Origin of the sequence: Corynebacterium sp. HMSC070H05, assembly GCF_001837615.1 — a bacterium.
Classification (GTDB): Bacteria; Actinomycetota; Actinomycetes; order Mycobacteriales; family Mycobacteriaceae; genus Corynebacterium; species Corynebacterium coyleae.
The window spans coordinates 84,468-109,781 of the sequence record NZ_KV833339.1 but is presented as its reverse complement, the minus strand read 5'-3'; the positions used below and the strand labels follow the sequence as shown (position 1 = coordinate 109,781).

Genomic DNA, 25,314 nt, shown 5'->3' with positions numbered 1-25,314 from the left:
GTAAGCCTACATCCCCTCCACGACACGCCAGGAAACTATCCTGCCCTCAGTCTCCGCGAGAGTCTCCCGATCCAACTGCACGAGAATGTGGCGCGCCCCCAACTGCTCCATCAAACCGCCGCCCCATTCTGCGACCACCACGGCATCTTCCAACTCGGTATCCAGGTCGAGCGCATCGAGCTCACCCAGCGGATCGTCGCCGAGACGGTAGGCATCCACATGCACCAACGCGGGCCCGCCCACAGTGGAAGCGTGCTGGCGCGCGATGACAAACGTCGGGCTGGTCACGCGTCCCTTCACCTGCATGCCACGCGCAATACCTTGTGTGAACGTGGTCTTGCCGGCGCCGAGCGGGCCATCCAGGATCACTAGATCCCCCGCCTCAAGTGCTGCGCCGAGCTCCTCACCAAGCTGTTGCGTATCGACGACCCCCTCACACACCCGCTTTCCTTCACACGCAAACGTGTCCTTCACTTACTCCTCCCCTACATAGGTGCGAAGCGTTCGGCCCTCCGGCGCGCACACAACCTCATAGTTGATCGTGCCGGCGGCCTTAGCCAGATCAGTTGCGCTGCGACCACCCGCACCGAAGATGATTGCCTCGTCGCCTGCCTGGACGTTGTCCTCGTTTGCGCCGAGCCACACCACAATCTGGTCCATGCTCACACGCCCAACCTGGGTGTAGGTCTGGCCATTGATGGCGATCTCCAACGCACCCTGCCAGCTACGGTGCACGCCGTCTGCATAACCGGCCGGAATCACTGCGGTGTAGCCGTCCTCGGGTGCTTCCCAGGTGCGTGCGTAACTGGTTACTTCGCCCTGCTTCATCGGCTTAACCGCGATGACCTGTCCCACCCACGTCATCGCCGGTTTCAGGTCGTGGTCAAGCCCCGCCACTGGTTCGAGCCCGTACAGGCTCACGCCGGGGCGCACCATGTCAAAGTGCAAATCTTTGCGCGTCCAAGTCGCTGGCGAGTTCGCCATGTGGTTTCGCTCCACACGCAATCCGGCCGCACGCGCCGCCTCGATCGCCTTGCGGAAGTTCTCCGCCTGGAAATCCGTGTAGGGGTCGACCGGGTTGTCGGCGCACGCCAGGTGCGTCATCAAACCAGCAACCTCAATCTTGCCGGCCTGCTCCGCCTCAAATGCCATCTTGAACGCTGCTTCCCACTCGGGTTCGTCGATACCGGAGCGGTGCATGCCCGTATCCACCATGAGGTAGACGGTGCGGTGCGTGGGTTCGTCGATAAGCAACTGCAAATGGGCAACACTCGGCGCGCCAAGATCGATGCCCTCCGGTAACTCCTCGTGGATACTCCACAACCAGGCGAGCACAGGCTTCTGTGTGACCTCACGGACACGACGAGCCTCAGCCAACGTGGCCACGCCGAACGCATCTGCGCCATTGCGATCCATCACCGGAACACACTGTTCAACGCCGTGATTGTAGGCATCCGCCTTCACCACACACATCAGTTTCGCCTCGCCTGCCTGCTCTTTCAGACGGCGAGTGTTGTGCGCAATCGCACCTAAATCAATCGTTGTACGGAGCGGAAACATACGCCCCATTGTGCACCACCTACAGCAGGTGCACGACACCCAGCACAGTCAGCATTACTGCCACAGCCCACGTCGCCGCTGCCGTCACCTGCTGCGGGTGGCTGCGCGCCCACGCAAACCCCCTGCCTGCGAGACTTTCAGGACGAGCGCGCACCAACCCGACCAGCAGCGCACACAGCGTTGGCAGCGACAACGCCACCGAGGCGTACAGCGGAATCGCCGCGTAACGCACCTGCGTGTCAATACCCGAGGCGGACAGCAACGCAAGCCCGCCGAAAAACGGTCCCGAGGTTGCGGACTGCACCAGCCCCAAGACAAAACCCGTCAGCACCGTCAGCGGACCGGGCGTGTTCAGGTGCTGCATGATCTTCTGCGTCAGCGCCTGGTTGTCACCGCCACGCATGGCAAGCACCGCCGTCAGCAAACCCGTTGCGATCAGCAACACACCGAAGACAGGGCCGTTGACAAAACGTTCAACGGCGGAGCCCAACCCGTCGAAAATGACAAGCATCAGCAGCGCAAGCCCCGCCACCCCCAGCCAGTCACCGGCAATCAGCAACGATGTCGTCTTGGCGTAGCGGCCGTTTCCCCGCGGCACCGCAATTCCTACTGCAACGATGACCCCGATGAGCAGAAGGTTCACCGAATCGACGAATGCGAGCTGTAACGCGCCGAGCATCCTGCCTCCTGAGTAACCCCGCCTGCAACGATGGACTCACCCTAGTCCAGACAAGGATGCAGTAGGATCGTCGGCGTGTCTGCGAAGCTAAAGAAACTCTCTGACCTGTCCAAGCGTGGCCCCCACCGCGTCCTTGAAGGCGACTTGGGCTACACGGGCCTACCTGGCAAGGTGTACACCCCTGCCGAGGGCAAGAACCTGCCCGCTGTCGCGTTCGGCCACGACTGGACGAAAGACGTCGACGACTACCACGGCACACTGCGCCACCTGGCCAGCTGGGGCATCGCAGTCGCAGCACCCAACACTGAAACCGGGTTTAGGCCAGATCACCGTGGCTTTGCTGCAGACCTGGAGACGAGCCTGCAGATCCTCGCCGGCGTGCGACTGGGCAACGGCAACATCTCTGTCTCCCCAGGCAAACTCGGCATCGTCGGCCACGGCATGGGTGGTGGCGCCGCAGTGCTTGCGGCGGTAGACAACCCGAAGGTGAAGGCTGTGGCGACGGTGTACCCGGCAAACGTCGCACCGTCCGCGGTGGAAGCAGCCCGTGCGCTCTTCGCCCCCGGCATGGTCATCGGTCCCGGCGAGGACGGCGATTCCTTGTTCGACCCGGGCAACCCCGCAAAGCTTGCCTACAACTGGGCGGGCGATGTGGTCTACCGCGCGCCGAAGAAGGGCGATCAGCAGTCCTTCTCCGAAGACGGCATGATCAAGCGCATCCTCGGCTTGGGCAAGTCCGACCGCGCACTGCAGGAAACCGTGCGCGGCTTGCTCGTGGGCTACTTGCTGCACGTGCTAAACGACGAGAAGGCCTACGCCGGCTACGCGAAAGCCGACGCCGAAGGCTCTGGCGTGGTCTCCCTTTCTGGCGAGAAGCTCGCCAAGGCCGCGGGGCTGGCCCGCGACAACGCCGGTTTCTCCCTGTTCTAGGGCGGCGCGCTTCCGCGGGGTTCTCACTCGCGGGTTAGGCCTCTTCGCCCACGCCGGGCTGCTCCGGCGGAGTCCCCCGGGCCTGGCTTTGCAGCACCGCATGCACCTGCGCCCTTCTTGCGCGACGCGCCGCAGACACGCGCGAGCGTTCCAAGGTGTAATCCCCACGCGGCGCGACCGGCTTCGGCCGTTCCATCGTCTCGCGCGCTCTGGCGTAGTGCTTCGCAGTTTGTTCCATCTTGTTCTGGTGCTCGCGCATCATGGCCTCAAAATCAGCCATGCGTTTTTGCGTCCTACGTTGGAACTGGAGCACAAACAACTCGTAATCCATTGGTTACCACTCCCCCGTTTTCTTCATTGCCCACGGATCCTGCCCGCCCTGAGCGCCTGATTGTGCCCCGTCTGCGCCACCTACGGAAGCAGCTGTTGTATCGACGTGCTGTGCCTTCTTCGGCGGTGGTGGCGGCTCTTGCACCTGCGACAGTTCTGGCGGTGGGGCGATAACCCCATCCTTAGTCGGTGTCGGTGCAGGTGCAGGCGGTGGTGGTGGCGGTGGCGCTGGTGCCGGTGCTGGAGCAGGTTTCGGTGCTGGTTTCGCCGGCGGTTCAGGCTCCGGCTTCGGTGCTTCCTCCGGCGGGCATTCCACCTCGCCCTGTGCCAGGTCGAGCTCAAGGCCCAGTTTCAGCCCCACATCGACCGAGATATTCACGCCGGCGGCCACAGTGCCGACCGAGGAGCTTGCAACCGTGTCGCATGGTTTCTCCACCGCAGGCTCTGGCTGGGTTTGCGCCGCCTCACCAGTGCACTCGGCAATGCTGTCGAGGCACTCCCGGATCACCCCATTTCGGTCCGTGGTCGTTGCTGTTGCACACCGCAGCGCTTCGATGATCACCTCGACGGCGATCTCCACAATCTGAGTGATGCCGCAACGCTGCGCGATTTCGAACACACGGCGCGCAGGTTCCAAGATCGCACGAATCGCCATATCAGCTGAGCGCACGATCGCTTCTATCGCCGAAGAGCACTCTCCAATACGCTGGCCTACCTGCTTGACGTGTTCAAAGTGGTCGGTCTCGCGGGCTTCATTTCGGCACTCCCGATCCCGGATGCCCACCTCCTCAAACCATCCGCTGTTATCCGCCGTGCACGTGCGCGCTGGTGTATCCGGACGCTCACAACTCAACGCCAATTGCAAGCCGATCTGTGCGAACACCGAAAGGTCGAGCCCGTTGATACAGGAGGACTCGGACATCAACTCACCGGCAAGGCCTCGCACGGCATTGCGCTGGTGTTCTGGCACCTCAGGTGCAACCTCGACCGCTTCGACGAGGGTGCGGACATCATCTTGCACTGTCGGCATCATGGCTGCTCCACCCCCTCAAGTACCTCGGCTGCGAGTGCATCGGCGGCCACGATGTCGTCGGTAAGCGCGAGCACCTGCTCCCAGTTCTCGCTGCGGACCTCTAAAAACCGCTTCGACGTACTGTGAAGCGCTTCAAGTGCCTCAGCAACACGCTGGCCTTGCTCCGCGAAGCCATCGCCGAAAGCAGACGGGTCCACCGTGATGCGCCTCGCGTCGAGGTCGTGCGCCGCAGCACGGTACGCGTTAATCGCGGCACCGTACTGCGTTCGAACATTGTCAACGTCAACGTCGACAGCACTGACATGTCGTGTCATTTCCCACCCCTGAAAAGATTCCAGTCCAACTATTTCTACTTAGTTAGACTCCCCCAACGCCCCGGCGGTTCCCTGCCGGGGCAAAAAACTTCTTACTCAGAAGTTACACGGCTGCGACGACCGCCGCGAGCTGTCCGGCAACCTTTCGTGCCTGTTCTTCCTCAGCTGCTTCCACCATCACGCGGAACAGCTCCTCGGTACCCGACGGACGCAGCAAGACACGGCCGGTATCGCCCAGCTCCGCTTCGGCTTCGCGGATCGCGGCGGTAACGGATTCGTCGTCAAGAATGCGCGACTTGTCTGAGACCGGAACGTTGATCAGCGTCTGCGGCAGCACGGTCATCACACTCGCCAACTCAGCGAGCGACTTCCCGGTTTCAGCCATGCGTGCCATGAGCATCAGACCGGACAGCACGCCATCGCCGGTGGTCGCATGCTCCGGAACCACAATGTGGCCGGACTGCTCGCCACCCAAGGAGAAGTCGCCACGGTTGAGCTCTTCGAGGACATAACGGTCGCCCACTTTGGTCTCCCGCATCTCGATGCCCTCGCGCTTCATTGCCTGCTTCAGCCCCAGGTTGCTCATCACCGTGGCCACCAGCGTGTTGGAACGCAGCGAGTTGTTATCGCGCATCGCGGTTGCCAGTACAGCCATGATCTGGTCGCCGTCGACAACATTGCCCTCGGCGTCCACAGCCAAGCAACGATCCGCGTCACCATCGTGCGCCAAACCAAGGTCCGCGCCGTGCTCAACCACTGCGCGCTGAATCTGCTCCATGTGCGTGGAGCCTGCGTCGTCGTTGATGTTGTAGGCGTCGGGCTTGTTAAAGATCGCGGTCACGTCAGCTCCCGCTGCCGCATACGCCTTCGGGGCTACCTCGAACGCTGCACCGTTCGCGCAGTCCACCACAACCTTGATACCTGACAGGTCGGTGCTTACCGCATCAGCCAGGTGTGCCAGGTAGCGGCTCTGCGCATCTGGGGCCTCCTCGATCACACGGCCGATGCTGGTGCCGGTCGGACCGGTTTCCTCCAGCTCGTCCATGGCGCGCTCAATCTCGTCTTCAATATCGTCGGGCAGCTTGTGACCACCAGCGGAGAAGAACTTGATCCCGTTATCCGGCATCGGGTTGTGGGAGGCGGAAATCATTACACCGATGTCGGCTCCGTAGTCGTCCGTAAGAAACGCCAAGCCAGGCGTCGGAATCACACCGACACGCAGCACGTCTACGCCCTTCGACGCCATGCCGGCTGCCATCGCTGCCGCCAGCATCTCACCGGAGACGCGCGGGTCGCGCCCAATGAGCGCTACTGGGCGACGCTTCCCGGAGCGACGGTCCTTCGTCAGCACCGTTGCCGCAGCTGCGCCGAGCTTCAACGCCAACGGCGCTGTCAACGCCTCGTTGGCCAAGCCGCGAACACCATCAGTTCCAAACAATCGAGTCATGCCCACAATTATGCATGCTTGCTGCAATTGCTTATCGACGAACCCTCGCAACCGGTCCGCTCACCAACAACGACAGAAGAAACGGCAAACGCCGCCACCCGAAACCGGGCGACGGCGTGTGGAGTAAGCCAGCGATTAACGCTTGGAGTACTGCGGTGCGCGACGGGCCTTGTGCAGACCAGCCTTCTTGCGCTCCACGGCACGAGCGTCACGGGTGAGCAGGCCGGCCTTCTTCAGGGTCGGGCGCTCAGCCGGGTTGTAGATGTTCAGTGCGCGGGCGATAGCCAGACGCAGAGCACCGGACTGGCCGGTCGGGCCGCCACCGGAGATGTTGGCCTTGATGTCGAACTGGCCTTCGCGCTCGAGCAGCGTCAGCGGGGTCAGGATGTCCTGCTGGTGCAGCTTGTTCGGGAAGTACTCCTCGAACTCACGGCCGTTGACCGTGATCTTGCCTTCGCCCTCGACGACGGTCACGCGAGCGATTGCGCGCTTACGACGACCAACAGTCTGGATCGGGCCCTCGTGCAGCGGTGCGACCTCAACGGTCTCCTCAGCAGCGTCAGCCTCCGGCGCAATTGCGTCACCGATGGTGTAGTTGAACTCCTCGGTTGCTGCGGTTGCGGCATCGATGTCGGTGTCGGCAGCGAGGTTGTCGTAGTTGTTCGGCTCGGTCATTACTGTGCCACCTGCTTAAACTCGTAGGTTTCCGGCTTCTGAGCAGCGTACGGGTGCTCGGAGCCGACGAAGACGTGCAGCTTCTTGATGGACTGGCGGGAGAGCTTGTTGTGCGGCATCATGCCCTTCACAGCTTCCTCGATCACGCGGTCCGGACGCTCGTCCAGTGCGCGGCCCAGGGTCATGGACTTCAGACCACCCGGGTAGCCGGAGTGGCGGTAACGCATCTCGCGATCGCGCTTGTTGGAGGAGATGTGGATCTTGTCGGCGTTGATCACGATGACGTGATCGCCGGTGTCAACGTTCGGTGCGAACTGCGGCTTGTGCTTACCGCGCAGCAGGTCTGCTGCGGTGGAAGCAAGCTTGCCCAGCACCACGTCGGTTGCGTCGATGACGTACCAGTTACGGGTCACGTCACCGCTCTTCGGGTGGTAAGTAGACATGCATGACTCCTTAAAGTCTGTCTAGATTGCTGCCGGCCATCCTTCGCATGTTCCTCGACGGTTCCGGCGGCCGGTGGAGACCCGAAACGCGCGTCAGGCGGGACACACAGGGGTTAAACACTACGGCAATCTGGCCGCAAAACAAAAACGCCGCCGCAGGTGTTCCCCTTCATCACCTGCGGCGGCGTTTCCCCCGAGTCCCCCCTTTTTTCTTTTGTGGATGCGCCGGGGACGGATCTGCCGCGCCCTATCCCCCGATGGTCGGCGTTGTCGCCCCGACGCAAGTCTGTTGGTTAGCCCCAGCTGTTCGCTGCAGCGTTGTTGACGGCCAACATGGTGGAGTTGCCATCCTCAACGGTCTGCGCGATCTGGGTGAGGATCTGGTTGAGGTCCTCTGCTGCCTGGTCCCACTTGGCTTGGTGTGCCTGGTAAGCGGTGGCGGCGGTACCTTCCCAGGTCTGGACCATGGGCTGGAGCATCTGCTTCAGTTCGGCCAGGTCGCCGTTGATGCGGGATGCGGATGCGCGCATATCTTCGGATGCGCCGGCGATCTGAGTGAAGTCGTATTTGATCTGCATGGTGGTTCCCCCTTGTGGTTAGAGTGCGAGTCCGCCAGCGAGCTGACGGAGGCTGTCGGTGTTGGTTGCGTCGGTGGACTCGTAGTGCTTCGCGTTGTCGCGAATGTTCGCGGAGATCGCGGTCAACGCCTCCGACAAACGCTTTTGAGCGTCGTCGTAGCGCATCATCAGGTCGTCGAAACTGCGCTGCGCGTTGCCCACCCAGTAGTTGCGAGTGGATTCGACTACCTGTTGGATGCGGTCGATTTCGCGGTTGACGTTTGCGTTGGTGTCGTCGGTACGGTCTGCGGCGGCGCGCATGACCTCCGCTTCAGTGGCGAACAGCTCCATGGTTTCCCCCTTGTGTGTTTAGGTTGGATGAACGGTGTGTGTTTGCCGTTCATATATCTGACTGACATTTGATGCTTTCGGTTCCATCGAATTCAAAAGTTTTTCATGTCCGCATGTCAGCCCCCTTAAATTCAGCGGTTTCCATGGCCATTCGACACGTTGCGCGTTGCACTGTGGTGGGTTCATGGCGCGTGTGGCAGCCCACGAAAAGCTGGGTGGTGCCGTGCGGCCAGGTCTTCCAGAGCGCCTGCGATCCATCCGCGGCACGCTCCAGGTAGGTCACCGAGGTGCCGTCCGTGTCCACAAGTTCTGTTTGCGGGTCCGCCTCAACATCGGCGAGGAGTTGCTCGGCCATAGTCTTGGCCGGTAGTTGGTACAGCCTCTCAACGGCGATGTGGAGGCGGAAGTTCGGATCATCGCCGGTTGCGCGCCATGTGCCATCGTCGGCCTCAAGAGCGAACCCGGCAGGCAGTTCCACTTGAAGGCCGTCTTGTTCAAGCAGGACGGTCTGCGGTGCTTCTTCGCGTATCGACGACTCCACCGCCACAGACGGCGTTGCCCCCGCAGCAGCTTCAGTAGCCGTCGGTGTCGCAATTGAACTGTCCGTGTTCGCTGCACTGCTGGCGCTGCCGGCACTGCCAACGCTGCCTTTCCAGACAACGTTGAAGATGACCACCGCACACACGACTGCGACCACCACGACGACTGCGGCGATGATCCAGACGCCGATGTTTGACGAGCGGTTGTCCGCAATCGCCGCGAACGTGTCTGTCGGCGGGTCCCGTGGCGGGTCCCGTGGCGGATCCCACGGCGCAGGTGGCGCGGAGGGTGCGTTGAGCGAACGTGGCACGTCTGCCGGATCGGGACCAAGGAGTTCGGTGGTTAAGTCAATGTCGTAGTCCGCCAGGGCGTACTCGAGCTCGCGTAGGCGCGTGTCGTCTGCGGTGATGTGCACGTGTGCCCCATCTGGGTTCGGCCCCAGCACAGTGCGGATCGTGCTCGCGATTTCACGGCTGCTTGGCGCGTCGAAGCGGTGGACGTCGGCCGCACCGGTGAACACGGTCGACGCATCGGTCGCGGTAATACGCAGGTCTGTCATTTAGTCCCCCATATTCAGCATCGGCAGTTGGATCATGCCCTTCGGCTCGCCCTGTACGAGCGTTGCGCGCCCTGGTGGCTGCGAAGCCGGTCGGACGCCGAAGAGTGCGCCTTCGTCCTTGGTGCCGTCCATAATCAGCACGTCTGGGTGAAGGTCTTTCACAGCGGAGAGGAACGGGCCAAACATGGCACGCCCAACACCGCCGAACTTGCGCGCCACCACGATGTGCAAGCCGATGTCACGCGCGTGGGGCAACAAGTCGATGATTGGGCGCAGTGGTTCGTCGCCGACCAGGTCGAGATCGTCGATAAGCAAGTAGAGCTCTGGGCCTGCCCACCAGGACCTGTCTGCCAGTTGGGCGGGCGTGACGTCGCTGCCCGGCAGTCGCGAGGTCAGCGTGGTGGCCAGCGAGCGCACCGCATCGGTGAGCGCACTCGAGGAAGCTGCGTACGCCGCGACCATGTCGCTGTCCGCATGAGCCAGGTGTGCCCGGCGCGGGTCGCAGATCACCATGCGGGCTTGTTCGCGTGGCATCGCTGAAATAGCCGCAATCGTGCTGGCGATGAAGGCGGATTTGCCCGCGCCGCCTGCACCGATGGCCAGGATGTGGCCGGTGGAGTACAGCGGTGCAAGGTCCGCTCCGCCAATGCCGAGTGGGATGCGGGTGCCGTCGATAAGCGGTTGCGCGTCGACTCTTGCTGGCAGCACGCGCAGGCGTGGCACCGGCGTCTGGCTCGCCGCCTGGGCTGCGATGTGTGCGATGTCTTCGGCGCTGGTCAGCGCGACATGCATGACTTTGCCGTCCGGGGTGAGCGCACGTCCCGGCACGGCGGCGAGACGTTCTTGGGCCTTGCGGTCGATCAGCGAATCCATCGGCTCGGTCAGGCGCATCTCGATGCGGGTGCCGATGAGGTCGCGCACATTCGCACGCACTGCGTTCCACCGCTGTGTGGTAACCAGCAGGTGCACGCGTGCAGCAGGGCCTTCGGAGGCGATCCGTGCCAAAGGATCGCGCAGGTCCTCAAGTTTGGAATCGTTGGCCAGCAACGCATGCCAACCATCGACAACGAGCAGTGTCGCGCGCGAGGCAGGCACATCCAGAAGTCCGGTGACCTCGTCGATAACACGACGCGTGCGTTCTTCATCCTTCGCGTTCGCCACACCCGCCACGTGAGGCAGGGACTCGATGTCGCTGTAGTCGCCGCCGCCAGCGTTGATGATGTAGATCGCCACCTCATCGGTTGTGCGACACAGCGCTTGCTTGGCGACGATCGACCGCACCGCCATCGACTTCCCCGTCTGCGGCGCACCAGCAATGGCAACATGCTCACCGGCACGGGAAAAGTCCACGGCGAAGGGGACTTGGAGTTGGCGATAGGGCTCGTCGACGAGGGCGATGGTGTCGTCGACAAGCGAAGAAAGCGCGAGCGTATCCGGCAACGGTGGCAGCCACACCTGGTGGGCGCGCATGCTCCGGGTTGCGGCGACGTCGCGGGCTTTCTCCACAACGGCGTCGAACAGCGTTGTCGAATAGTCGGTATCGGTAACAGTTTGCGGGGCGATTTCTATCTCGTCGCCGGTAAACAACCGCACTGTCGGCGCGTCCGCTGGGTGCGACAACACCTGGCGGGTCAGCGGGCCGGAGACGTAAGAACCCCTAAAGCGAGTGAGTTCCATACCTGACTTGAGGTAACCCGAGCCCGGCTCACTGGGCAGTTCATAGGCATCCGGCACGCCGAGGACTTGGCGCGACTCCCCTGCGGAAAACGTCTTCAACCCGATGCGATACGACAAGTGGGAATCGAGCCCGCGCAGCTTTCCTTCCTCGAGCCGCTGCGAGGCGAGCAACAAGTGCACACCAAGTGAGCGGCCCAGGCGCCCCACCGCGACGAAAAGGTCCGCGAAGTGCGGGTGTTGCGAGAGCAATTCTGAAAACTCATCGACGATGATCACCAGCGACGGCAGTGTGTGCCCAGCGCGGGTGTAGTCGGTGATGTTGGCAAAGTTGCCTGCGGCACGCAGCAGTTCCTGGCGGCGGTTCAACTCGCCGGAGATGGCATCAAACATGCGCTCGACCAGCACGGCCTCGTCTTCAAGGTTGGTGATCACCGCACTGGTGTGGGGCAGGTCCTCGCAGCCGAGGAAGGTTGCGCCGCCCTTGAAGTCCACAAGCACCAAGTTGAGCTCGTCCGGCGAGTGCGTTGCGGCAAGCGCAACAACGATTTCCTTAAGCAGTTCGGACTTACCACTACCGGTAGCTCCGATACAGAGCCCGTGTGGGCCCATGCCACCGAGCGCTGATTCTTTGAAGTCCAGGTACACCGGCTGCCCATCGGGGGTCGCGCCGATGGGCACGACAAGCTTGTTGCGCATCCCCGGCCACATTGTGGTGGCATCGAGTGCATCCAGGTCCGTAATCCCCAGCATGGCAAGCAGATCGCCCGTGTCTTCACTCGCACCTTCTGGGCGTCGGTAGAACCCGAGGTGGCGAGCGATGAACTCGGCCTGCGCGTCAGTGAACGAGTCCGGAAGGCCGAGTTGCTCCATGCCCTGTTCGGTGACCGCAGCGAGCGTATCGGTGCACACGAGGTGGAAGGCATCCGGGTCCACAAAGTAGTGCTCGTCCGGGTGGACGACAATCACACAGTCGGCGTCGGGGGCGTGGAGGTGCTCCACGGTGGCGTCGATAAGCACCACGCGAAAACGTGCATGTTCCGCGCGAGCGTGCGGCAGCCACTTCGCCCACGCGAATGGCGCGTCGATGCTGACCAACTCGGGCCCATGAAAAAACGCGAGTTGGCACACGATGGAACGCGCCACCTCATGCGCGCCGGGACCAGCCAAGGTGACCGCGGGAAATGCATCGAGCTGCACAACAATCGGCATGCCAGGCACGGTGCTTACGGCAGCGACAGTGCGACGAAGACTCACCGCGCACACCGGGTCAAGGTCCTCTGGGCTTCCCGGATCCTCTACATCGACAGGCGTGCACAGCGCACCGCTGCCAGTCCCCAACCGGACGGTCAACGCCAGCGGTGACGCCGCAGTGCGCTCCCAAACCCGCTCCACCGGTGTCGCAGCAACAAGATCTGCCGGAGCCGGGTGCAACCCTGTCGCGTGCGCGCGCTGTTGCGCTGCGTTCGCGCGCGCCTTCCGGGTCAACGCATCCAGGTGGCGCAGGTACACCCGGCGCGTTTCGTTGATATCTCCCTGCCGATCTTGCGGATTGATCATGCCCAACAGTCCGAAAAGCATCATCAGCGGGAAGATCAACATCATTGGGCTCACAGTGCGTCCAGATGTCATCATCAGCGCCATCACCGCACCAACGGCAACCACCATCACAATTGGCAGCAAGATCTTGATCACCGGCTGCGTCTGCGGCTTTTGCGCTGTTGGGACTGGCTCTGCACGCAGTTGTCCTGTTGGCAGTGCCGGCACGTCAGGTGTGCCCGCAGTTGGTGCGAGCACAGCATCGTGGTCTAACCCGAGCATTCGTGGATCCCCCCTTTTCACCCCATGTGGCCACAGTTCCCCCGAACTGTGTTGGGCATAGTGTTGAGCGCAGTGTAGACCATTTGCCCGCCAAAGGGGTACGAAAAGCTGGACTGCAGCGTAACGGTGCGCCATACTGGCCCAAGTTGCGTGGCAAATGGGGGCCACGCGTTGAGACTTCCGGGGGAAGAGTTTTGGTTGCTACTTCGGCGCACCACATTGTGCGCGTAACCGTACGTGTTTCTGTTGCGGCGTTTCACCGCGATATCGATGTCACACTGCCGACATCCTCAACGTTTGCAGAGGTGCTGCCCGAATTGGCGCGTCTTGTGGAACTGCCGCAGATCCACCGCCCGTGGGAAATCTCCACGGCAGGCGGACGCCCACTCGACATGCACACGCCGTTGTACGCGCTCAAGCTTCACGACGGCGCCGTGATCGCCCTGCGCCCCAAAGAACCCATCGCACCTCCCGTGGTACGCGACGCCGCCGACGCCCTCGCGCACGCAGGCCGCAATGCCCGCAGCGTGCGCGGCCTCGACGCCGCCGCAACCCTCGTAGGGTTAGCGTGCATTGCGTTGCTGCTCAGCATGTTTACCCCACCTCCCGCGACCTTCGCCGTCACCGGGTTATGTGCGCTCACCCTCGCTGCTGTTGCGAAATCGCCCGCCGTGTTTGCTGCCGCGCCGTTGTGCCTCGGCTGGGCCGCCGCCACATGGGTCATCGGTGGCGCAGAACCGAACCTGCACAGCACAGACGTTGCTCTTGGCGCACTCGCAGGTGTCGTCACAGCCTTCATCACCGTCGGCATTGGAGTGGCTCTGCGCCTTGCGGGCCCTGCATTGGTGGCGTTTGCTGTCACGGTTGGTGTGCTCAGCGGCATCGGCATGTTAGGCACCTGGCTGCCCGCCGCAAACGCGCCTGCCGCATTATCCGTCCTCACCGGCCTGTTTACGGTTGCCGCCACACCCGGCATCGCCACCCGTGCTGCAGGCCTTGCCGTGGCGCACGTGCCCACCGCCGGCGAAGAATTCGATCGCGCCGACGAATACCAACCAGACGTCGACGCACGCAGCCGAGTCGCCACCACCATCGCCAGCGCAGTCACCGCCGGAATTGCCACAGTGAGCATCCCTGCGCTCCTCCAGATCGGCAGCAGCGGCGGTGCATGGAACTTCGTGTTCTGCACCTGCATCGCTGGCGCACTCGTCGTCTACGCATCGCGCCACCACTGGGCTGCAACCCGCATTGCGCTGATGGCGATAGCACTCGCGGCAGTCATTGCTTCCGCCATCAGCGTTGTGCGTATCGACGACCCGCATCCCGCCCTCATCACCATCGCCGTCCTCACCGCACTGGCAGCTACAACCACCGTGCTGTGGGCCCGGCGCGTACCCGACCTAGAACCGACAACCGTTGTCTGGTTCGAACGTGCCGAAATCGCCGCCCTCATCGCCGTCATCCCACTCGCGGTACACCTCACCGGGGTCTTCGACCTGATTCGAGGGCTGTAACAATGCGCACACGTTCCCTGCCCGCTTCCGCACTGTTGCCACTGATGCTCGCCATGCCTGTACTCTGCGCACCTGCAGCACTCGCGCCGGGCTCGCTTACCTACGCCTCCGCCCAAGACATCGCCTGCGCCGTGCCTTCGGCAGCACAACCACCAGGTGAGACACCTGCGGAGCTCCACGAGCTCCGTCGCTTCGCCACCGGAGCCGGCGTGCGCGTCGCCGTCATCGACACTGGCGTCGCTCCACACCCGGAACTTAATCACCTGCGCCCCGGAGCCGACTTTGTCGGCGACAACGCGCTTGCGGACTGCGACAGCCACGGCACCATCGTCGCCGGCATCATCGCTGGGCGCACGCTCGGCATCGCACCAGATGCGGAGATCCTGGCGGTGCGCCAAACGTCAGCCCACTACCGCGGTGTCCGCGGCCAATCTGTCGCGGGGGACCTTGAGACGCTCGCCTCTGCAATCAACAACGCGCTCGACGAAGGTGCGCGCGTGCTCAACGTCTCTGTCGTGTCCTGTGTGGACCCGGGGCTTGCCTCACGCATTGATCTCAATGGACTGCGCGGCGCGTTGCACCGTGCCGAGGCCGACGGCGCAGTCGTCGTCGCCGCATCCGGCAACACCAGCGCCGATTGTGAACCAGGCTTTAGCGTGATCCCGGCTCTGTTTCCCACGGTGCTTGCTGTGGGGGCTCGCGAGGACACCCACACGCTCGCGTCATACTCCATGCCAGCGGAAATCTCCGCAGCCGGTCTTGTCCCACACGCGCTCGCATCCAGCGGCAACGGCTGGGCCGACGGCACGCTCACCCGCGACGGGTCACGCCCCTACGTTGGAACCAGCTTCGCCGCACCGGTAGTCAGTGGTGCGGCCGCGTTGCTCATGCAGCGCTACCCCGGCATCACGCCAGACCACGTGCGCACGCTCATCACCGCCGCAGCACAACACGGCGGCGGCGCCATCACCCCGCACAACGTGATCAGCCAACTCACGCCGGACGACATCGCGCCCCGAGACACCGTCACCGTGGCCCCAACAGAGCGCACCGCCTCCTTAGCCGTGAAACGGTTCAGCAGTGTCGGTCTCGGCGCAGTTGTGTTCGCTCTGCTGGGTGTCCTTGTACTGTGTGCTGTTAGTACGTGGCGGTCAAAGCCGCAGCCCGGGTCAGCTCCTCGCCCTCCGGCAAGAGGCTGACAATCTCCCAAGGCACGCGCTCGACATGCACCGCACCGACCGTGGCAAGTGTTTCCGCATCGGGTGCACGGTGGCGCAACCCGTTGCTCGCCACGACGTGGAAGCCATGTCCGGAATCCACACCGATCGAGCCATCCGCAAGCCCCGCAAAATGTGTCGCCACCGACGCCCCAGACAACGCAATCGCCGAAGCATCACCGGATCGCACTGCGCCGTACCGTGCTGTACCGGCGTGTTCTGCACCGTCGTGTTTTGTACCGTCGTGTTCTGTACCGGACTGCACCGCGCCACCACGGTCCTGGTCCACGCATACCGTCTGCTGCACCGGGTCAACCCACTGCGGGCGACGCTCTGGAATCGTCAGCCCTAAGTCCCCGTCCTGATACGTGGCTAACTGTTCGCGGCCGATGCTGCGTTGCTTCGCGCCAGCATCCAACAGCACTGCCTGCTGCACCTCACTGAGCGGCTCGATTCTCCCGTTGAACAGCGCCCACGCACCGCTCTCAGCGACCAATACTTCTGGCAGCCGGTCGGGCGCAGGTACTGATACCGGTGGCAATTCCTTCAGCGCCGTCATCACCTGCAACGGTGGCTCCCACATCGGAGTGGTGTGCCCGACCCCCAACGCACGGCGCACGATACGCCCCTGCGGGGACGCCGCATCAGGCAGCAACTGTCTGCCCTCACCAGTCACCAACCATTGGCGGGTGCCGTCGGTGGCCAGCACGGTATCGTCGCCAAGCAAAGGCTCCGGACGCTGCCCCGCAACCACCGTCACACGGCCCGGCACCGCACACACCGACCATGCAGCATCAACCGCACCCTCCGGCGCAAACATCGCCGGCGCAGCCACAATGCCCACCGGAACGCCACGTGGCATCGCCGCCAAATGCTCATCACCCACCCGCGACGGATCAGCCGCCGCACCAGCAATCAAGCGTGCAGAAGAAAGATTGGTCACCGGATGAACAGTGTCATCAACACGCACATACAGCGTGCCGTCCGACGCCCGCAGAATCGGGGCATCCCCCGGATCTGCATTCGGACGCATCCACGCAAACAACCCCATCACCCCGGCGATCATCACCACCGCAGCAACACCAAACACCGTGGCGCGATGGCGCGCCGACAACGGGTCATGGATCATCCGGATATCCCCGAACAACAACCCATGCTCCATACGACGGCGCATGAACTGGTGGCCCGAAACCTGGGCACGTGTAGTAGGCAAAAGTTTCGCCATAATTCCCCCTCCCCCGAGTAAGTACTCAACAGGCTACAGCCTTAGCACCCCGCGCGCATCTACCAGGCGGCTACACCGGCATCTTCAAGCTCGAATAGCTCATCCGAGCCGTGGTCCTGTCCGTCTTTGCGCATCGCCCGCAACTGGGCGGTGGAGAACTCGCTGTTGACCGCAAACACCGACGTCGTGCCCTTGCGATACACCGGCGTCACCCCGTTTGACGCCCAGAACGCCCGCAGCATCGGATACTGCGGTTTCTGGTCCGCCCAAAACGACCCCGGGCTGAGCACAAAGAACCGTACGTTCAAGTCCTTCAGCGCCTGCTCCACCACTTCGCCGTTGTCTTCTCCGATGAAGTCCGCGTGCTGGAAAATTGTGTCGTGCGCTGAGCCAATCCCGCCGGTCGGCCATAGGTAATGGCGGGAAACCGACGGCAACCCGTTGTAGGCATACATCCACGAATATCCATCCGCAGGATCACCCATGATCGTGCCTTCCCACGCTGCGTCCTGGGTCGCCAACCAGTCAAACACCTGGAGGTCATCCGCGCTTACCATCCGTCCGCTTTGGCGCGGGGTAGCAAACGCGTCCTGTGCACCAGCCTCAGTGTGGTTGCGTACCTGTGGCACCGCCGCCGACCCGGCGATCACCGCCACCGCGATCGACGCCAGCACCGTGGCTCGCTGCCCCGTACCGGTTCGTGCTGCGAGTGGAGCGAAGGTGACAAGGCGGATAATCACAGCAATGCCGATGGCGGCCGCTACCCACACGCACATCACCACCGGCATGATCAGCCGGTGCCCCGTGCTGTAGTGCAGGTTGCCCACCATGGCCAGTACATCGCCCCACGCGTTATCGAATGGTGTGAGCGCATTTGCGGTCACCGCAAGCGAAACCACATACAACAGCACAGGCCACACCTGGCCGCGCCACAGCACCAACGCCAGCGCGCCTGCACCGGCGAGCCACAGCATCACCGTCGGGTCGAAGTCCGGGAAAAACTGAGAGACGTGCCGGGTGTCCATCCGAAACGCACTCCCCCACGCGCCGCCGCGGCCTAGTTTCTCCTGCGGCGCCCACGAGGCAACCTCACTCGCCTGGTCCGACCCCGCCAGCACTTGGGGCAAAAACACGAGCGTTGCCGCGGCTGCCGGGAGTGCCATCCACACCGTATCGCTACGACGCGAGCGCACCGGGCGAACCAGCAGCGACGTCGCCCACGCAAAGATGACGCCGAGCACCACCACGGTCACCGCAGCCGGGTGTGTGCACAACACGCCAAGGAACCCGATCGCAGCAGGCAGCGCACCCGCATGCCGTGCCGGAACTTCAAGGAACTGCCAAACCACGATGCCGGTCAGGGTCATCGCAAACAGGTACGGCCACATCCCCACGTAGTCGGGCACCCACAGCAGCTGCGGGGCCGCGTACGCCATGATCGCGGCAAACGCGGCGGCAATCTGCGCGGTGAGCCCAGTCGAGCGCATAAACGCGAACACCAGACACACCATGGTCAGCGGCAGTGCCACCGCTGGCAGCACCGTCGACGCGATGTTGACCGCCCGAATCGGCTCAAGACCAGCAGCCTCCGCAAAGAGAGCAACACCCGCGTGGAATCCCGACGGGTAGAACAGCCGCGCGTGCGTTTCGAAGTTCTGCAGCTCGCCCATGCGTGTCGACGACGCCACGCCCGTCTCCATCACAAACCGCACCGCATTCGCATGCCACTGCGAATCCCACCCCTGGACGATATTGTCCGCACCGTTGGGCATCTGAGCCAACCACGACAGCCGGTCCGTAACTGCCATCCACGCCGCGACCGCTACCCCGACAAACGGAATGCCCCAGTGCGTCCACTCCACCTTGCCGGGAAAAAGCGCACGGCGCCACGGCACATCACCACCGCGGCGGGCCTTGCGTGCAAACGCATAGCGCCACCCGCCAGCCACCGCGAGGGCAAGCACCATGCTCACCCCGAACGTCCACAGGTTAAACGGCGCACTAGTCACGCCCCACATCCACGACGACACTCCGATAACACCGAAGGTCACCGGCAGCGCCGTGGTCACCGCTGCAGGAACTCGGAGGCCTGCAACCCACGCCACCAGGAATCCGGGAAGCAGGAAAAACACAACTGCAAACCATGCTGCGGCTGCTGTGGTCATCGCACCTCCCAGATTGTCAGTAACCCAAGCATGCTACATCTCGCGACGCGCGCGGGTAGCTTCGGCGCGGGCAGCTAACTCAGAATCAGCGGGATACTCAACGCCGACCAACGTCAGGCCACGAGCGGGAGCGAGTGGGACTTCGGGCGCGCGTTCGTCGCGAAGCAAGAGCTCCTTTGGCCAGTCACTCCCCCGGCGGCCCTCCCCGACGGTTAAACACGTCGCGGTCAGCGCGCGAACCATATTCCAGCAAAACGCATCCGCAACAATGCGCGCTTCGTACACGGTGTCCTCGACCTGCGACCACTCGAAAGAATGCACGTCGCGGATCGTGGTGGCATGCTCCTTCGGACGGCAAAACGCCGCGAAGTTGTTCAAGCCCACAAGCGCATCGGCACACGCCTGTGTCGTCTCAAGGTCGATAGGTTTTGGCCACACCGCCGTATCGCGCGCCCGTGTTGGCAACGCACCTGCCGGATGCGTAGTCACCCGATATACGTAGGTGCGAGCCAACGCCGAGAAACGCGCGTCAAACCCCTCTGGCGCTTCCACGACATTAAATACGCGGACGTCTTCCGGGAGCAGTTTTGCTAATCGACGAACCAACCGTCCCGGGGCCCCCTCAATCGAACGCTGATCAAGGCTGCTGCGAGGAATATCCACATGGGCGGTCTGTCCCGAGGCATGGACTCCTGCGTCGGTGCGTCCAGCGACGGTAAGGGAGACGCTACTACGCAGCACGAGGCTCAACGCCTCTTCGATGGTCTGTTGGACTGTGCGGATGCCGCTTTTCTGGCGCGCCCAACCGTGAAAATCGGTGCCATCGTAGGCGATATCCAAACGCAGCCGCATCGTCTCATCCATGGCGATCAATCTTATCTGGGCAATACAAAACGCCCAGCTACACGGGGTAGCTGGGCGTTACGCGAGGAAGGAAGTGAGTTTACTTCTCTTCCTCAGCAGCGGTCTCCTCTGCCGGAGCCTCGGTGGTCTCCTCTGCCGGAGCCTCCTCAGCCTTGGCCTCCTCAGCCTGGCGGGATGCAGCTGCGCGTGCAGCGCGGGTTGCCTCGGTGGTAACGGTCTCCTCGAGCACCAGGGAAATCTGGGTCATCGGAGCGTTGTCACCGGAGCGGTTCGGGAGCTTGATGGAGCGGGTGTAGCCGCCCTCACGGTTCTCGAACTTCGGCGCGAGCTCGTTGAACAGGTAGTTAACAACCTGCTTGTTCGGCAGCTCAGCGAGGACTGCGCGGCGGTCAGCCACAGTGCCCTTCTTCGCCTTGGTGATCAGCTTCTCAGCGTACGGACGCACGGCGCGTGCCTTAGCGTCCGTCGTCTTGATAGCGCCGTTCTCGAAGAGGGACTGCGCCAGGTTGGCCAGAATGTGCTTCTGGTGCGAGGCGGACCCTCCGAGGCGGGCACCCTTCTTGGGGGTAGGCATATTCGAACTCCTCGTATGCGGTTAGTTGAGCGCGTGCTCTGTTGTGTTACTCGGTCTCGTCCGCGCCGTCGTCCACGAAATCGCCAGTTTCGGCGTCGTAGCCTTCGAGCTGGGTCGGGTCGAAATCTTCCGGAGCGTCCTTCAAGGTCAGGCCCAGGTTAGCGAGCTTGATCTTGACCTCGTTGATCGACTTCTGGCCGAAGTTGCGGATGTCCAGCAGGTCGGTCTCGCTGTGCTCAGCAAGCTCGCCCACGGTGTGGATCTCCTGACGCTTCAGGCAGTTGTAGGAACGAACAGAGAAGTTCAGGTCCTCGATCGGCGTGGAGTACGCAGCGATGTACTCGGACTCCTGAGCCGACGGGCCGATCTCGATACCCTCTGCAGCGGTGTTGAGCTCACGAGCCAGGCCGAAGAGCTCCACCAGGGTGGAACCAGCCGACGCGAGCGCGTCACGTGCGGTCATCGAGTTCTTCGTCTCAACGTCGATGATGAGCTTGTCAAAGTCGGTGCGCTGCTCAACACGAGTTGCCTCAACCTTGTAAGCAACACGGGTCACCGGCGAGTAAATCTGGTCGACCGGGATACGGCCGGCCTCTCCACCGGAGTTCGGCATAGCCGGGACGTAGCCACGGCCGCGCTCGACAACAAGCTCCATCTCCAGGCGTGCCTGCTCGTTAAGGGAGGCGATGTGCAGATCCGGGTTGTGGATCTCCACGCCTGCCGGTGGCTCGATGTCACCTGCGGTGACGTCGCCCGGCCCCTCGACTGCAAGCTGCATGACTACCGGCTCGTCAAAGTCGGAAGACAGCACGAGGTCCTTGATGTTGAGGATGATCTCGGAGACATTCTCCTTGACACCGTTGATCGTGGTGAACTCGTGGAGCACACCGTCGATCTTGATGGACGTCACGGCTGCGCCCGGGATGGACGACAGCAGCGTGCGACGCAGGGAGTTGCCCAGGGTGTAACCGAAACCAGGCTCGAGCGGCTCGATGACGAACTTCGAGCGGTTGGTATCGATGTACTCCTCGGTCAATTCAGGACGCTGAGAGATGAGCATGAACTTCTCCTTTGGCTCCCGCTATATGAAGCCGGTAGGGACTGATATGGAAGATTCCGTGCACCGTGGACGGCGCGCGGGGTGAAGCAAACGTGTGAAAGTTTACTTCGAGTAAAGCTCGACGATGAGCTGCTCCTGCAGCGGCACCTCGATCTGAGCGCGCTCGGGCAACTGGTGCACGAGGATGCGCAGGGTGTCCGGAACGACCTGCAGCCAAGCCGGAACGACAGCGTCCAGGAGGTTGTCCTGAGCCTCTTCGAACCACAGCATGTTGCGGGACTTCTCACGGACGTCGATGATGTCGTACTGCGTTACCGCGAACGACGGAACGTCGATGCTCTTGCCGTTGACCGTGAAGTGGCCGTGGGACACGAGCTGACGTGCCTGACGGCGGGTCTTAGCCAGACCAGCACGGTAGACAACGTTGTCCAGACGGGACTCCAGCAGGATGAGCAGGTTGTCGCCGGTCTTGCCCGGACGACGGTTCGCTTCTTCGTAGTAGCGACGGAACTGCTTCTCCATCACGCCGTAGGTGAAGCGAGCCTTCTGCTTCTCCTGCAGCTGGAGCAGGTACTCGGATTCCTTGATGCGAGCGCGACCAGCCTGCCCCGGAGGGTACGGGCGACGCTCGAAGGACATGTCGCCGCCGACGAGGTCGACGCGGAGGCGACGGGACTTACGGGTAGCAGGGCCGGTGTAACGAGCCATGTCTCTTTACCTCTTTTCCTTTCAGCCTTAAACGCGACGACGCTTCGGCGGACGGCAGCCGTTGAACGGCTGAGGCGTCACGTCGGAGATCGAAGACACCTCCAGGCCGGCAGCCTGGAGCGAACGGATAGCGGTCTCGCGGCCGGAGCCCGGACCCTTGACGAAAACGTCGACCTTCTTCATGCCGTGGTCCATTGCCTTGCGGGCAGCGTTCTCTGCAGCCATCTGCGCAGCGAACGGCGTGGACTTACGGGAGCCCTTGAAGCCAACGTGGCCGGAGGACGCCCAGGAGATGACGTTGCCCTGCGGGTCCGTGATGGACACGATGGTGTTGTTGAAGGTGGACTTGATGTATGCGTGGCCTGCGGCCACGTTCTTCTTGACGATGCGACGTCCGCGACGTGCACCGGAACGAGTCTGAGTAGCCATAGGTTACTTCTTCTTTCCTGCGATGGTCTTCTTCGGGCCCTTGCGGGTACGCGCATTGGTCTTGGTGCGCTGGCCGCGGACAGGCAGGCCACGACGGTGGCGCATGCCCTGGTAGGAGCCGATTTCGATCTTGCGGCGGATGTCTGCCTGAACCTCGCGGCGCAGGTCGCCCTCGACGGTGTAGGAGGACTCAATCGCGTCACGCAGAGCGGAGAGCTGGTCATCGCTCAGATCGTCCGTGCGCAGGTCCGGAGAAATGCCCGTCTTCTCGAGCAGTTCCTTGGATCGGGTTGCACCGATGCCATAGATGTAGGTGAGAGCGATCTCCATGCGCTTATTGCGCGGGAGATCAACACCAGCTAGACGTGCCATGAGGTACGTACCTTTCGGGTTGTTACGGTGGTTTTCTCCCCACCCGTCCACGTCAACCAACGCTTTATCCGGACCGCGCCGGAGGATGGGTTGGGATTACACGCGGCTCCAGCCACCGTGGCCGGAGGTAAACGACCCACTATGAGCAGGTCTGGGTGAGGAGGCTGAAATGCTTACTTGTAGCGGTAAGTGATACGCCCGCGTTCCAGGTCGTAGGGAGAGAGCTCCACCACGACACGGTCCTCAGGGAGGATGCGGATGTAGTGCTGGCGCATCTTGCCACTGATGTGGGCGAGAACCTCGTGCCCATTGTCGAGTTCGACACGGAACATGGCGTTCTTCAGGGGCTCGACGATGCGGCCCTCAACCTCGATTGCGCCTTCTTTTGCCATACACTCCACTTCCTACACTGCCCGCAAATGTGCAGGCAGAAACGTTTTCTTACCGTGACAGTCGGTACCTGCCAACACTTCGTGGCAGCACCGTTGGACTACTTTATCCGCTCACCTGCGAAAACGCAAAAGGCCCCAGCATTTCGCCGGGGCCAATATGCAACAAAGATGTCTAGTAGACGTAGACCTTGTCACCGATCTGCAGATCACTGAAGTAGCGCTGTGCATCACCGCGGTACATGCGGATGCAGCCGTGGGACAGGATGCTCGGGTCCCCTTCGTGGAACGCGATGCCGTTGTAGGTGAAGTACGTGGCGTACGGCATCGGTGCGTTGCCGAACTCCCAGGAGATCTCGTCCTTGACCTTACGGTTGACGTAGAAGGTACCGCGCGGCGTCTCGTAGCCCGGTCGGCCCGGACCAATCAGGCCCGACTGGTAGTACATGACACCGTTGTTCTGCAGCCAGGAACGGCGACCATCAATGTCAATGCAGGCCTTGGCATCGGCCGGGCACGGACCGTAGTCAAAGCCAGCACGCGGGTTCGGAGCCGGCGCCGGAGCAGGAGCTGGTGCCGGAGCGGGAGCCGGCTTCGGTGCAGGCTTCGGCTTCGGAGTCTTCTCGGCGATGAGTCCGGGGAAGAAAACCTCCACGATCTCGTCGATACGCTGCTTCGCCTTCGCCGGCAGATCCGGGCTGATATTCGCCAACCCGTCTGCCTGCAAGCGCAGGTTGTTGCGAAGATCCCAAGCTGCATCCCGTGCAGACTTATCCAGGTTTGCAAACGCGGTGTTTGCCGACGAGGACAGCGCATCAAGGCTGGAGGTTGCAACCGGATTCGGGGCCGGAGCAGGCGCTGCCTGCGCAGTCACAGGTGCGGCGAGCGTAGCGACGACACCAAAACCGGCGGCAAACGTAATTGCACGTCGCTTCAACGGCGACTGCTTTGCATGGCGAGGACGGTAAGACATGCCGGAAGTATAACCGTATAGCTATGAATCACGCATCGACGCGCCAGCCGTTTATACGCGCGGAGTAAGAATTCGTGGTCCCTGAGCGGTCGCCGCCACGGTGTGTTCCCAGTGTGCTGCCGGTGAACCATCGAGGGTGGTAACCGTCCATTCGTCGTCAAGTACGCGTGTGTCGTAGCCACCACCCAGGATCAACATCGGCTCGATCGCCAACACCGAACCTTCCTGAATCACAGGACCCCGATTCGGCTTGCCCTCATTAGCCAGGTACGGGTCTTCGTGCATCGTGCGGCCAATGCCGTGCCCGCCGTAGCCATCCACAATGCCGAGCTCAACGCCGAAACGCTCCTCGGCGGCGTAGGTTGCCAACTCCAACGCGTGAGACACGTCAGTGAGCTTGTTGCCCGGAACCATGGCTTTCAGACCTTCTGCGAGCACCCACTCGGTTGCGCGGTTGAGCGCGTCCACATCCGGCGCAAGTTCACCGATACCGAACGACCAGGCACTGTCCCCTACCCAACCGTTGAACGTCGCGCCGCAGTCGATGGAAACCAGGTCCCCTTCATTGAGCACCACGTCAGCGGATGGAATGCCATGGACCACCACATCGTTGACCGACGCACAAATTGAGCCAGTAAAACCGTGGTATCCGAGGAAGGTCGGCACAGCGCCATGGTCGCGAATGACGGTTTCCGCCACCTTGTCAAGGTCAAGCGTGCTGACACCCGGCTTTGCCGCAGCACGGACCTCCTGCAGCGCGACACCGACAATGCGGCCGGCTGCCTCCATCGCATCGAGTTCGTCGTGGGTTTTGGCGGCAATCTTGCGTTTGCGGAATGCCATAGCGGGTTGCTCCTTTGTGGTGGTCGTCGATAAGCAAAAGCGAAAGGCCGGTGCGAACACCGGCCTTG

General features: G+C 62.5%; 27 protein-coding genes. 3 read left to right on the top strand and 24 right to left on the bottom strand.

Annotated features, from left to right (window positions below; genetic code table 11):
* Nucleotides 1-6 precede the first annotated feature (6 nt).
* From tsaE to HMPREF2617_RS07540, 3 genes are read right to left on the bottom strand one after another with little or no spacing between them, the layout of a single operon-like run.
* Nucleotides 7-474: a tRNA (adenosine(37)-N6)-threonylcarbamoyltransferase complex ATPase subunit type 1 TsaE gene (gene tsaE, locus HMPREF2617_RS07550; protein WP_083284743.1), complete on the bottom strand. Its 468-nt coding sequence runs from the start codon at nucleotides 472-474 to the stop codon at nucleotides 7-9.
* A complete protein-coding gene (gene alr, locus HMPREF2617_RS07545) occupies nucleotides 475-1,560 on the bottom strand; it encodes an alanine racemase (RefSeq protein WP_070840436.1) in 1,086 nt (361 codons plus the stop codon). It lies immediately after the preceding gene.
* Between the two features lie 19 nt (nucleotides 1,561-1,579).
* A complete protein-coding gene (locus tag HMPREF2617_RS07540; protein WP_070840435.1) occupies nucleotides 1,580-2,239 on the bottom strand; it encodes a GAP family protein in 660 nt (219 codons plus the stop codon).
* Between the two features lie 75 nt (nucleotides 2,240-2,314).
* Between HMPREF2617_RS07540 and HMPREF2617_RS07535 the strand changes: the two genes are divergently transcribed.
* Nucleotides 2,315-3,169, top strand: a complete 855-nt coding sequence (locus tag HMPREF2617_RS07535; RefSeq protein ID WP_070840434.1) for a dienelactone hydrolase family protein — start codon at nucleotides 2,315-2,317, stop codon at nucleotides 3,167-3,169.
* A 34-nt stretch (nucleotides 3,170-3,203) separates the two neighbouring features.
* Here HMPREF2617_RS07535 and HMPREF2617_RS07530 read toward each other — a convergent pair whose 3' ends face one another.
* The 10 genes from HMPREF2617_RS07530 to eccCb form a co-directional block, all read right to left on the bottom strand.
* Nucleotides 3,204-3,449, bottom strand: a complete 246-nt coding sequence (locus HMPREF2617_RS07530; RefSeq protein WP_141739346.1) for a hypothetical protein — start codon at nucleotides 3,447-3,449, stop codon at nucleotides 3,204-3,206.
* A 54-nt stretch (nucleotides 3,450-3,503) separates the two neighbouring features.
* Nucleotides 3,504-4,532 (bottom strand): hypothetical protein, encoded by a 1,029-nt coding sequence (locus HMPREF2617_RS12410; protein ID WP_070482478.1) that lies wholly within the window; start codon nucleotides 4,530-4,532, stop codon nucleotides 3,504-3,506.
* Nucleotides 4,529-4,846, bottom strand: coding sequence for a hypothetical protein (locus HMPREF2617_RS07520; RefSeq protein WP_070771066.1), 318 nt, complete (start codon nucleotides 4,844-4,846; stop codon nucleotides 4,529-4,531). Before HMPREF2617_RS07520 ends, HMPREF2617_RS12410 begins: the two co-directional genes overlap by 4 nt.
* A gap of 103 nt (nucleotides 4,847-4,949) precedes the next feature.
* Nucleotides 4,950-6,293, bottom strand: coding sequence for a phosphoglucosamine mutase (gene glmM, locus HMPREF2617_RS07515; RefSeq protein WP_070840433.1), 1,344 nt, complete (start codon nucleotides 6,291-6,293; stop codon nucleotides 4,950-4,952).
* Nucleotides 6,294-6,428: 135 nt separating this feature from the next.
* Nucleotides 6,429-6,968 (bottom strand): 30S ribosomal protein S9, encoded by a 540-nt coding sequence (rpsI, locus tag HMPREF2617_RS07510; RefSeq protein ID WP_070422757.1) that lies wholly within the window; start codon nucleotides 6,966-6,968, stop codon nucleotides 6,429-6,431.
* Nucleotides 6,968-7,411 carry a 50S ribosomal protein L13 gene (gene rplM, locus HMPREF2617_RS07505; protein ID WP_070422756.1) on the bottom strand — a complete coding sequence of 148 codons (444 nt, stop codon included), beginning with the start codon at nucleotides 7,409-7,411 and terminating at the stop codon, nucleotides 6,968-6,970. The genes rpsI and rplM overlap by 1 nt, the downstream gene beginning before the upstream one ends.
* A gap of 293 nt (nucleotides 7,412-7,704) precedes the next feature.
* A complete protein-coding gene (locus tag HMPREF2617_RS07500) occupies nucleotides 7,705-7,989 on the bottom strand; it encodes a WXG100 family type VII secretion target (RefSeq protein WP_070450580.1) in 285 nt (94 codons plus the stop codon).
* A gap of 18 nt (nucleotides 7,990-8,007) precedes the next feature.
* Nucleotides 8,008-8,319: a WXG100 family type VII secretion target gene (locus HMPREF2617_RS07495; protein ID WP_070422754.1), complete on the bottom strand. Its 312-nt coding sequence runs from the start codon at nucleotides 8,317-8,319 to the stop codon at nucleotides 8,008-8,010.
* Nucleotides 8,320-8,422: 103 nt separating this feature from the next.
* Nucleotides 8,423-9,418, bottom strand: a complete 996-nt coding sequence (locus HMPREF2617_RS07490; RefSeq protein WP_070450583.1) for a type VII secretion-associated protein — start codon at nucleotides 9,416-9,418, stop codon at nucleotides 8,423-8,425.
* Nucleotides 9,419-12,913: a type VII secretion protein EccCb gene (gene eccCb, locus HMPREF2617_RS07485; protein ID WP_070840432.1), complete on the bottom strand. Its 3,495-nt coding sequence runs from the start codon at nucleotides 12,911-12,913 to the stop codon at nucleotides 9,419-9,421.
* A gap of 221 nt (nucleotides 12,914-13,134) precedes the next feature.
* On the opposite strand from eccCb, the gene eccD reads away from it, so the two are divergent.
* The gene (gene eccD, locus HMPREF2617_RS07480) at nucleotides 13,135-14,427 is read left to right on the top strand and encodes a type VII secretion integral membrane protein EccD (protein ID WP_168168340.1); all 1,293 of its coding nucleotides are present in this window, start codon (nucleotides 13,135-13,137) and stop codon (nucleotides 14,425-14,427) included.
* Between the two features lie 2 nt (nucleotides 14,428-14,429).
* A complete protein-coding gene (locus HMPREF2617_RS07475; RefSeq protein WP_141763027.1) occupies nucleotides 14,430-15,626 on the top strand; it encodes a S8 family serine peptidase in 1,197 nt (398 codons plus the stop codon).
* Here HMPREF2617_RS07475 and eccB read toward each other — a convergent pair.
* From eccB to map, 11 genes are all read right to left on the bottom strand, one after another.
* Nucleotides 15,565-16,857, bottom strand: coding sequence for a type VII secretion protein EccB (eccB, locus tag HMPREF2617_RS07470; RefSeq protein ID WP_245167912.1), 1,293 nt, complete (start codon nucleotides 16,855-16,857; stop codon nucleotides 15,565-15,567). The two genes, HMPREF2617_RS07475 and eccB, sit on opposite strands and share 62 nt — an antisense overlap.
* A gap of 71 nt (nucleotides 16,858-16,928) precedes the next feature.
* On the bottom strand, nucleotides 16,929-19,034 hold the full coding sequence (locus HMPREF2617_RS07465; protein WP_070840429.1) for a DUF6541 family protein: 2,106 nt from the start codon (nucleotides 19,032-19,034) through the stop codon (nucleotides 16,929-16,931).
* 33 nt (nucleotides 19,035-19,067) lie between these two features.
* The gene (truA, locus tag HMPREF2617_RS07460) at nucleotides 19,068-19,898 is read right to left on the bottom strand and encodes a tRNA pseudouridine(38-40) synthase TruA (RefSeq protein WP_070840428.1); all 831 of its coding nucleotides are present in this window, start codon (nucleotides 19,896-19,898) and stop codon (nucleotides 19,068-19,070) included.
* Between the two features lie 79 nt (nucleotides 19,899-19,977).
* Nucleotides 19,978-20,472 (bottom strand): 50S ribosomal protein L17, encoded by a 495-nt coding sequence (gene rplQ / locus HMPREF2617_RS07455; RefSeq protein WP_070422747.1) that lies wholly within the window; start codon nucleotides 20,470-20,472, stop codon nucleotides 19,978-19,980.
* Between the two features lie 46 nt (nucleotides 20,473-20,518).
* Nucleotides 20,519-21,532 carry a DNA-directed RNA polymerase subunit alpha gene (locus HMPREF2617_RS07450; RefSeq protein WP_070840427.1) on the bottom strand — a complete coding sequence of 338 codons (1,014 nt, stop codon included), beginning with the start codon at nucleotides 21,530-21,532 and terminating at the stop codon, nucleotides 20,519-20,521.
* Between the two features lie 102 nt (nucleotides 21,533-21,634).
* On the bottom strand, nucleotides 21,635-22,240 hold the full coding sequence (rpsD, locus tag HMPREF2617_RS07445; protein WP_070422745.1) for a 30S ribosomal protein S4: 606 nt from the start codon (nucleotides 22,238-22,240) through the stop codon (nucleotides 21,635-21,637).
* A 27-nt stretch (nucleotides 22,241-22,267) separates the two neighbouring features.
* Nucleotides 22,268-22,669 carry a 30S ribosomal protein S11 gene (gene rpsK / locus HMPREF2617_RS07440; RefSeq protein ID WP_070422744.1) on the bottom strand — a complete coding sequence of 134 codons (402 nt, stop codon included), beginning with the start codon at nucleotides 22,667-22,669 and terminating at the stop codon, nucleotides 22,268-22,270.
* Nucleotides 22,670-22,672: 3 nt separating this feature from the next.
* Nucleotides 22,673-23,041, bottom strand: coding sequence for a 30S ribosomal protein S13 (gene rpsM / locus HMPREF2617_RS07435; RefSeq protein WP_070422743.1), 369 nt, complete (start codon nucleotides 23,039-23,041; stop codon nucleotides 22,673-22,675).
* 173 nt (nucleotides 23,042-23,214) lie between these two features.
* A complete protein-coding gene (gene infA / locus HMPREF2617_RS07430; RefSeq protein WP_070422742.1) occupies nucleotides 23,215-23,433 on the bottom strand; it encodes a translation initiation factor IF-1 in 219 nt (72 codons plus the stop codon).
* 172 nt (nucleotides 23,434-23,605) lie between these two features.
* The gene (locus HMPREF2617_RS07425) at nucleotides 23,606-24,403 is read right to left on the bottom strand and encodes a L,D-transpeptidase (RefSeq protein ID WP_070422741.1); all 798 of its coding nucleotides are present in this window, start codon (nucleotides 24,401-24,403) and stop codon (nucleotides 23,606-23,608) included.
* 51 nt (nucleotides 24,404-24,454) lie between these two features.
* The gene (gene map, locus HMPREF2617_RS07420) at nucleotides 24,455-25,246 is read right to left on the bottom strand and encodes a type I methionyl aminopeptidase (protein WP_070422740.1); all 792 of its coding nucleotides are present in this window, start codon (nucleotides 25,244-25,246) and stop codon (nucleotides 24,455-24,457) included.
* Nucleotides 25,247-25,314 lie beyond the last annotated feature (68 nt).

Coding starts and splice junctions, on each gene's coding strand:
- HMPREF2617_RS07540 (WP_070840435.1), bottom strand. CDS start 2,239: ATGCTCGGCGCGTTACAGCTCGCATTCGTCGATTCGGTGAACCTTCTG.
- HMPREF2617_RS07520 (WP_070771066.1), bottom strand. CDS start 4,846: ATGACACGACATGTCAGTGCTGTCGACGTTGACGTTGACAATGTTCGA.
- alr (WP_070840436.1), bottom strand. CDS start 1,560: ATGTTTCCGCTCCGTACAACGATTGATTTAGGTGCGATTGCGCACAAC.
- eccCb (WP_070840432.1), bottom strand. CDS start 12,913: ATGCTCGGGTTAGACCACGATGCTGTGCTCGCACCAACTGCGGGCACA.
- HMPREF2617_RS07475 (WP_141763027.1), top strand. CDS start 14,430: ATGCGCACACGTTCCCTGCCCGCTTCCGCACTGTTGCCACTGATGCTC.
- map (WP_070422740.1), bottom strand. CDS start 25,246: ATGGCATTCCGCAAACGCAAGATTGCCGCCAAAACCCACGACGAACTC.
- rpsD (WP_070422745.1), bottom strand. CDS start 22,240: ATGGCTCGTTACACCGGCCCTGCTACCCGTAAGTCCCGTCGCCTCCGC.
- rpsK (WP_070422744.1), bottom strand. CDS start 22,669: ATGGCTACTCAGACTCGTTCCGGTGCACGTCGCGGACGTCGCATCGTC.
- rplQ (WP_070422747.1), bottom strand. CDS start 20,472: ATGCCTACCCCCAAGAAGGGTGCCCGCCTCGGAGGGTCCGCCTCGCAC.
- HMPREF2617_RS07450 (WP_070840427.1), bottom strand. CDS start 21,532: ATGCTCATCTCTCAGCGTCCTGAATTGACCGAGGAGTACATCGATACC.
- rpsI (WP_070422757.1), bottom strand. CDS start 6,968: ATGACCGAGCCGAACAACTACGACAACCTCGCTGCCGACACCGACATC.
- HMPREF2617_RS07465 (WP_070840429.1), bottom strand. CDS start 19,034: ATGACCACAGCAGCCGCAGCATGGTTTGCAGTTGTGTTTTTCCTGCTT.
- glmM (WP_070840433.1), bottom strand. CDS start 6,293: ATGACTCGATTGTTTGGAACTGATGGTGTTCGCGGCTTGGCCAACGAG.
- rpsM (WP_070422743.1), bottom strand. CDS start 23,041: ATGGCACGTCTAGCTGGTGTTGATCTCCCGCGCAATAAGCGCATGGAG.
- HMPREF2617_RS07500 (WP_070450580.1), bottom strand. CDS start 7,989: ATGCAGATCAAATACGACTTCACTCAGATCGCCGGCGCATCCGAAGAT.
- HMPREF2617_RS07425 (WP_070422741.1), bottom strand. CDS start 24,403: ATGTCTTACCGTCCTCGCCATGCAAAGCAGTCGCCGTTGAAGCGACGT.
- HMPREF2617_RS12410 (WP_070482478.1), bottom strand. CDS start 4,532: ATGATGCCGACAGTGCAAGATGATGTCCGCACCCTCGTCGAAGCGGTC.
- HMPREF2617_RS07490 (WP_070450583.1), bottom strand. CDS start 9,418: ATGACAGACCTGCGTATTACCGCGACCGATGCGTCGACCGTGTTCACC.
- infA (WP_070422742.1), bottom strand. CDS start 23,433: ATGGCAAAAGAAGGCGCAATCGAGGTTGAGGGCCGCATCGTCGAGCCC.
- HMPREF2617_RS07530 (WP_141739346.1), bottom strand. CDS start 3,449: ATGGCTGATTTTGAGGCCATGATGCGCGAGCACCAGAACAAGATGGAA.
- rplM (WP_070422756.1), bottom strand. CDS start 7,411: ATGTCTACTTACCACCCGAAGAGCGGTGACGTGACCCGTAACTGGTAC.
- truA (WP_070840428.1), bottom strand. CDS start 19,898: ATGGATGAGACGATGCGGCTGCGTTTGGATATCGCCTACGATGGCACC.
- HMPREF2617_RS07495 (WP_070422754.1), bottom strand. CDS start 8,319: ATGGAGCTGTTCGCCACTGAAGCGGAGGTCATGCGCGCCGCCGCAGAC.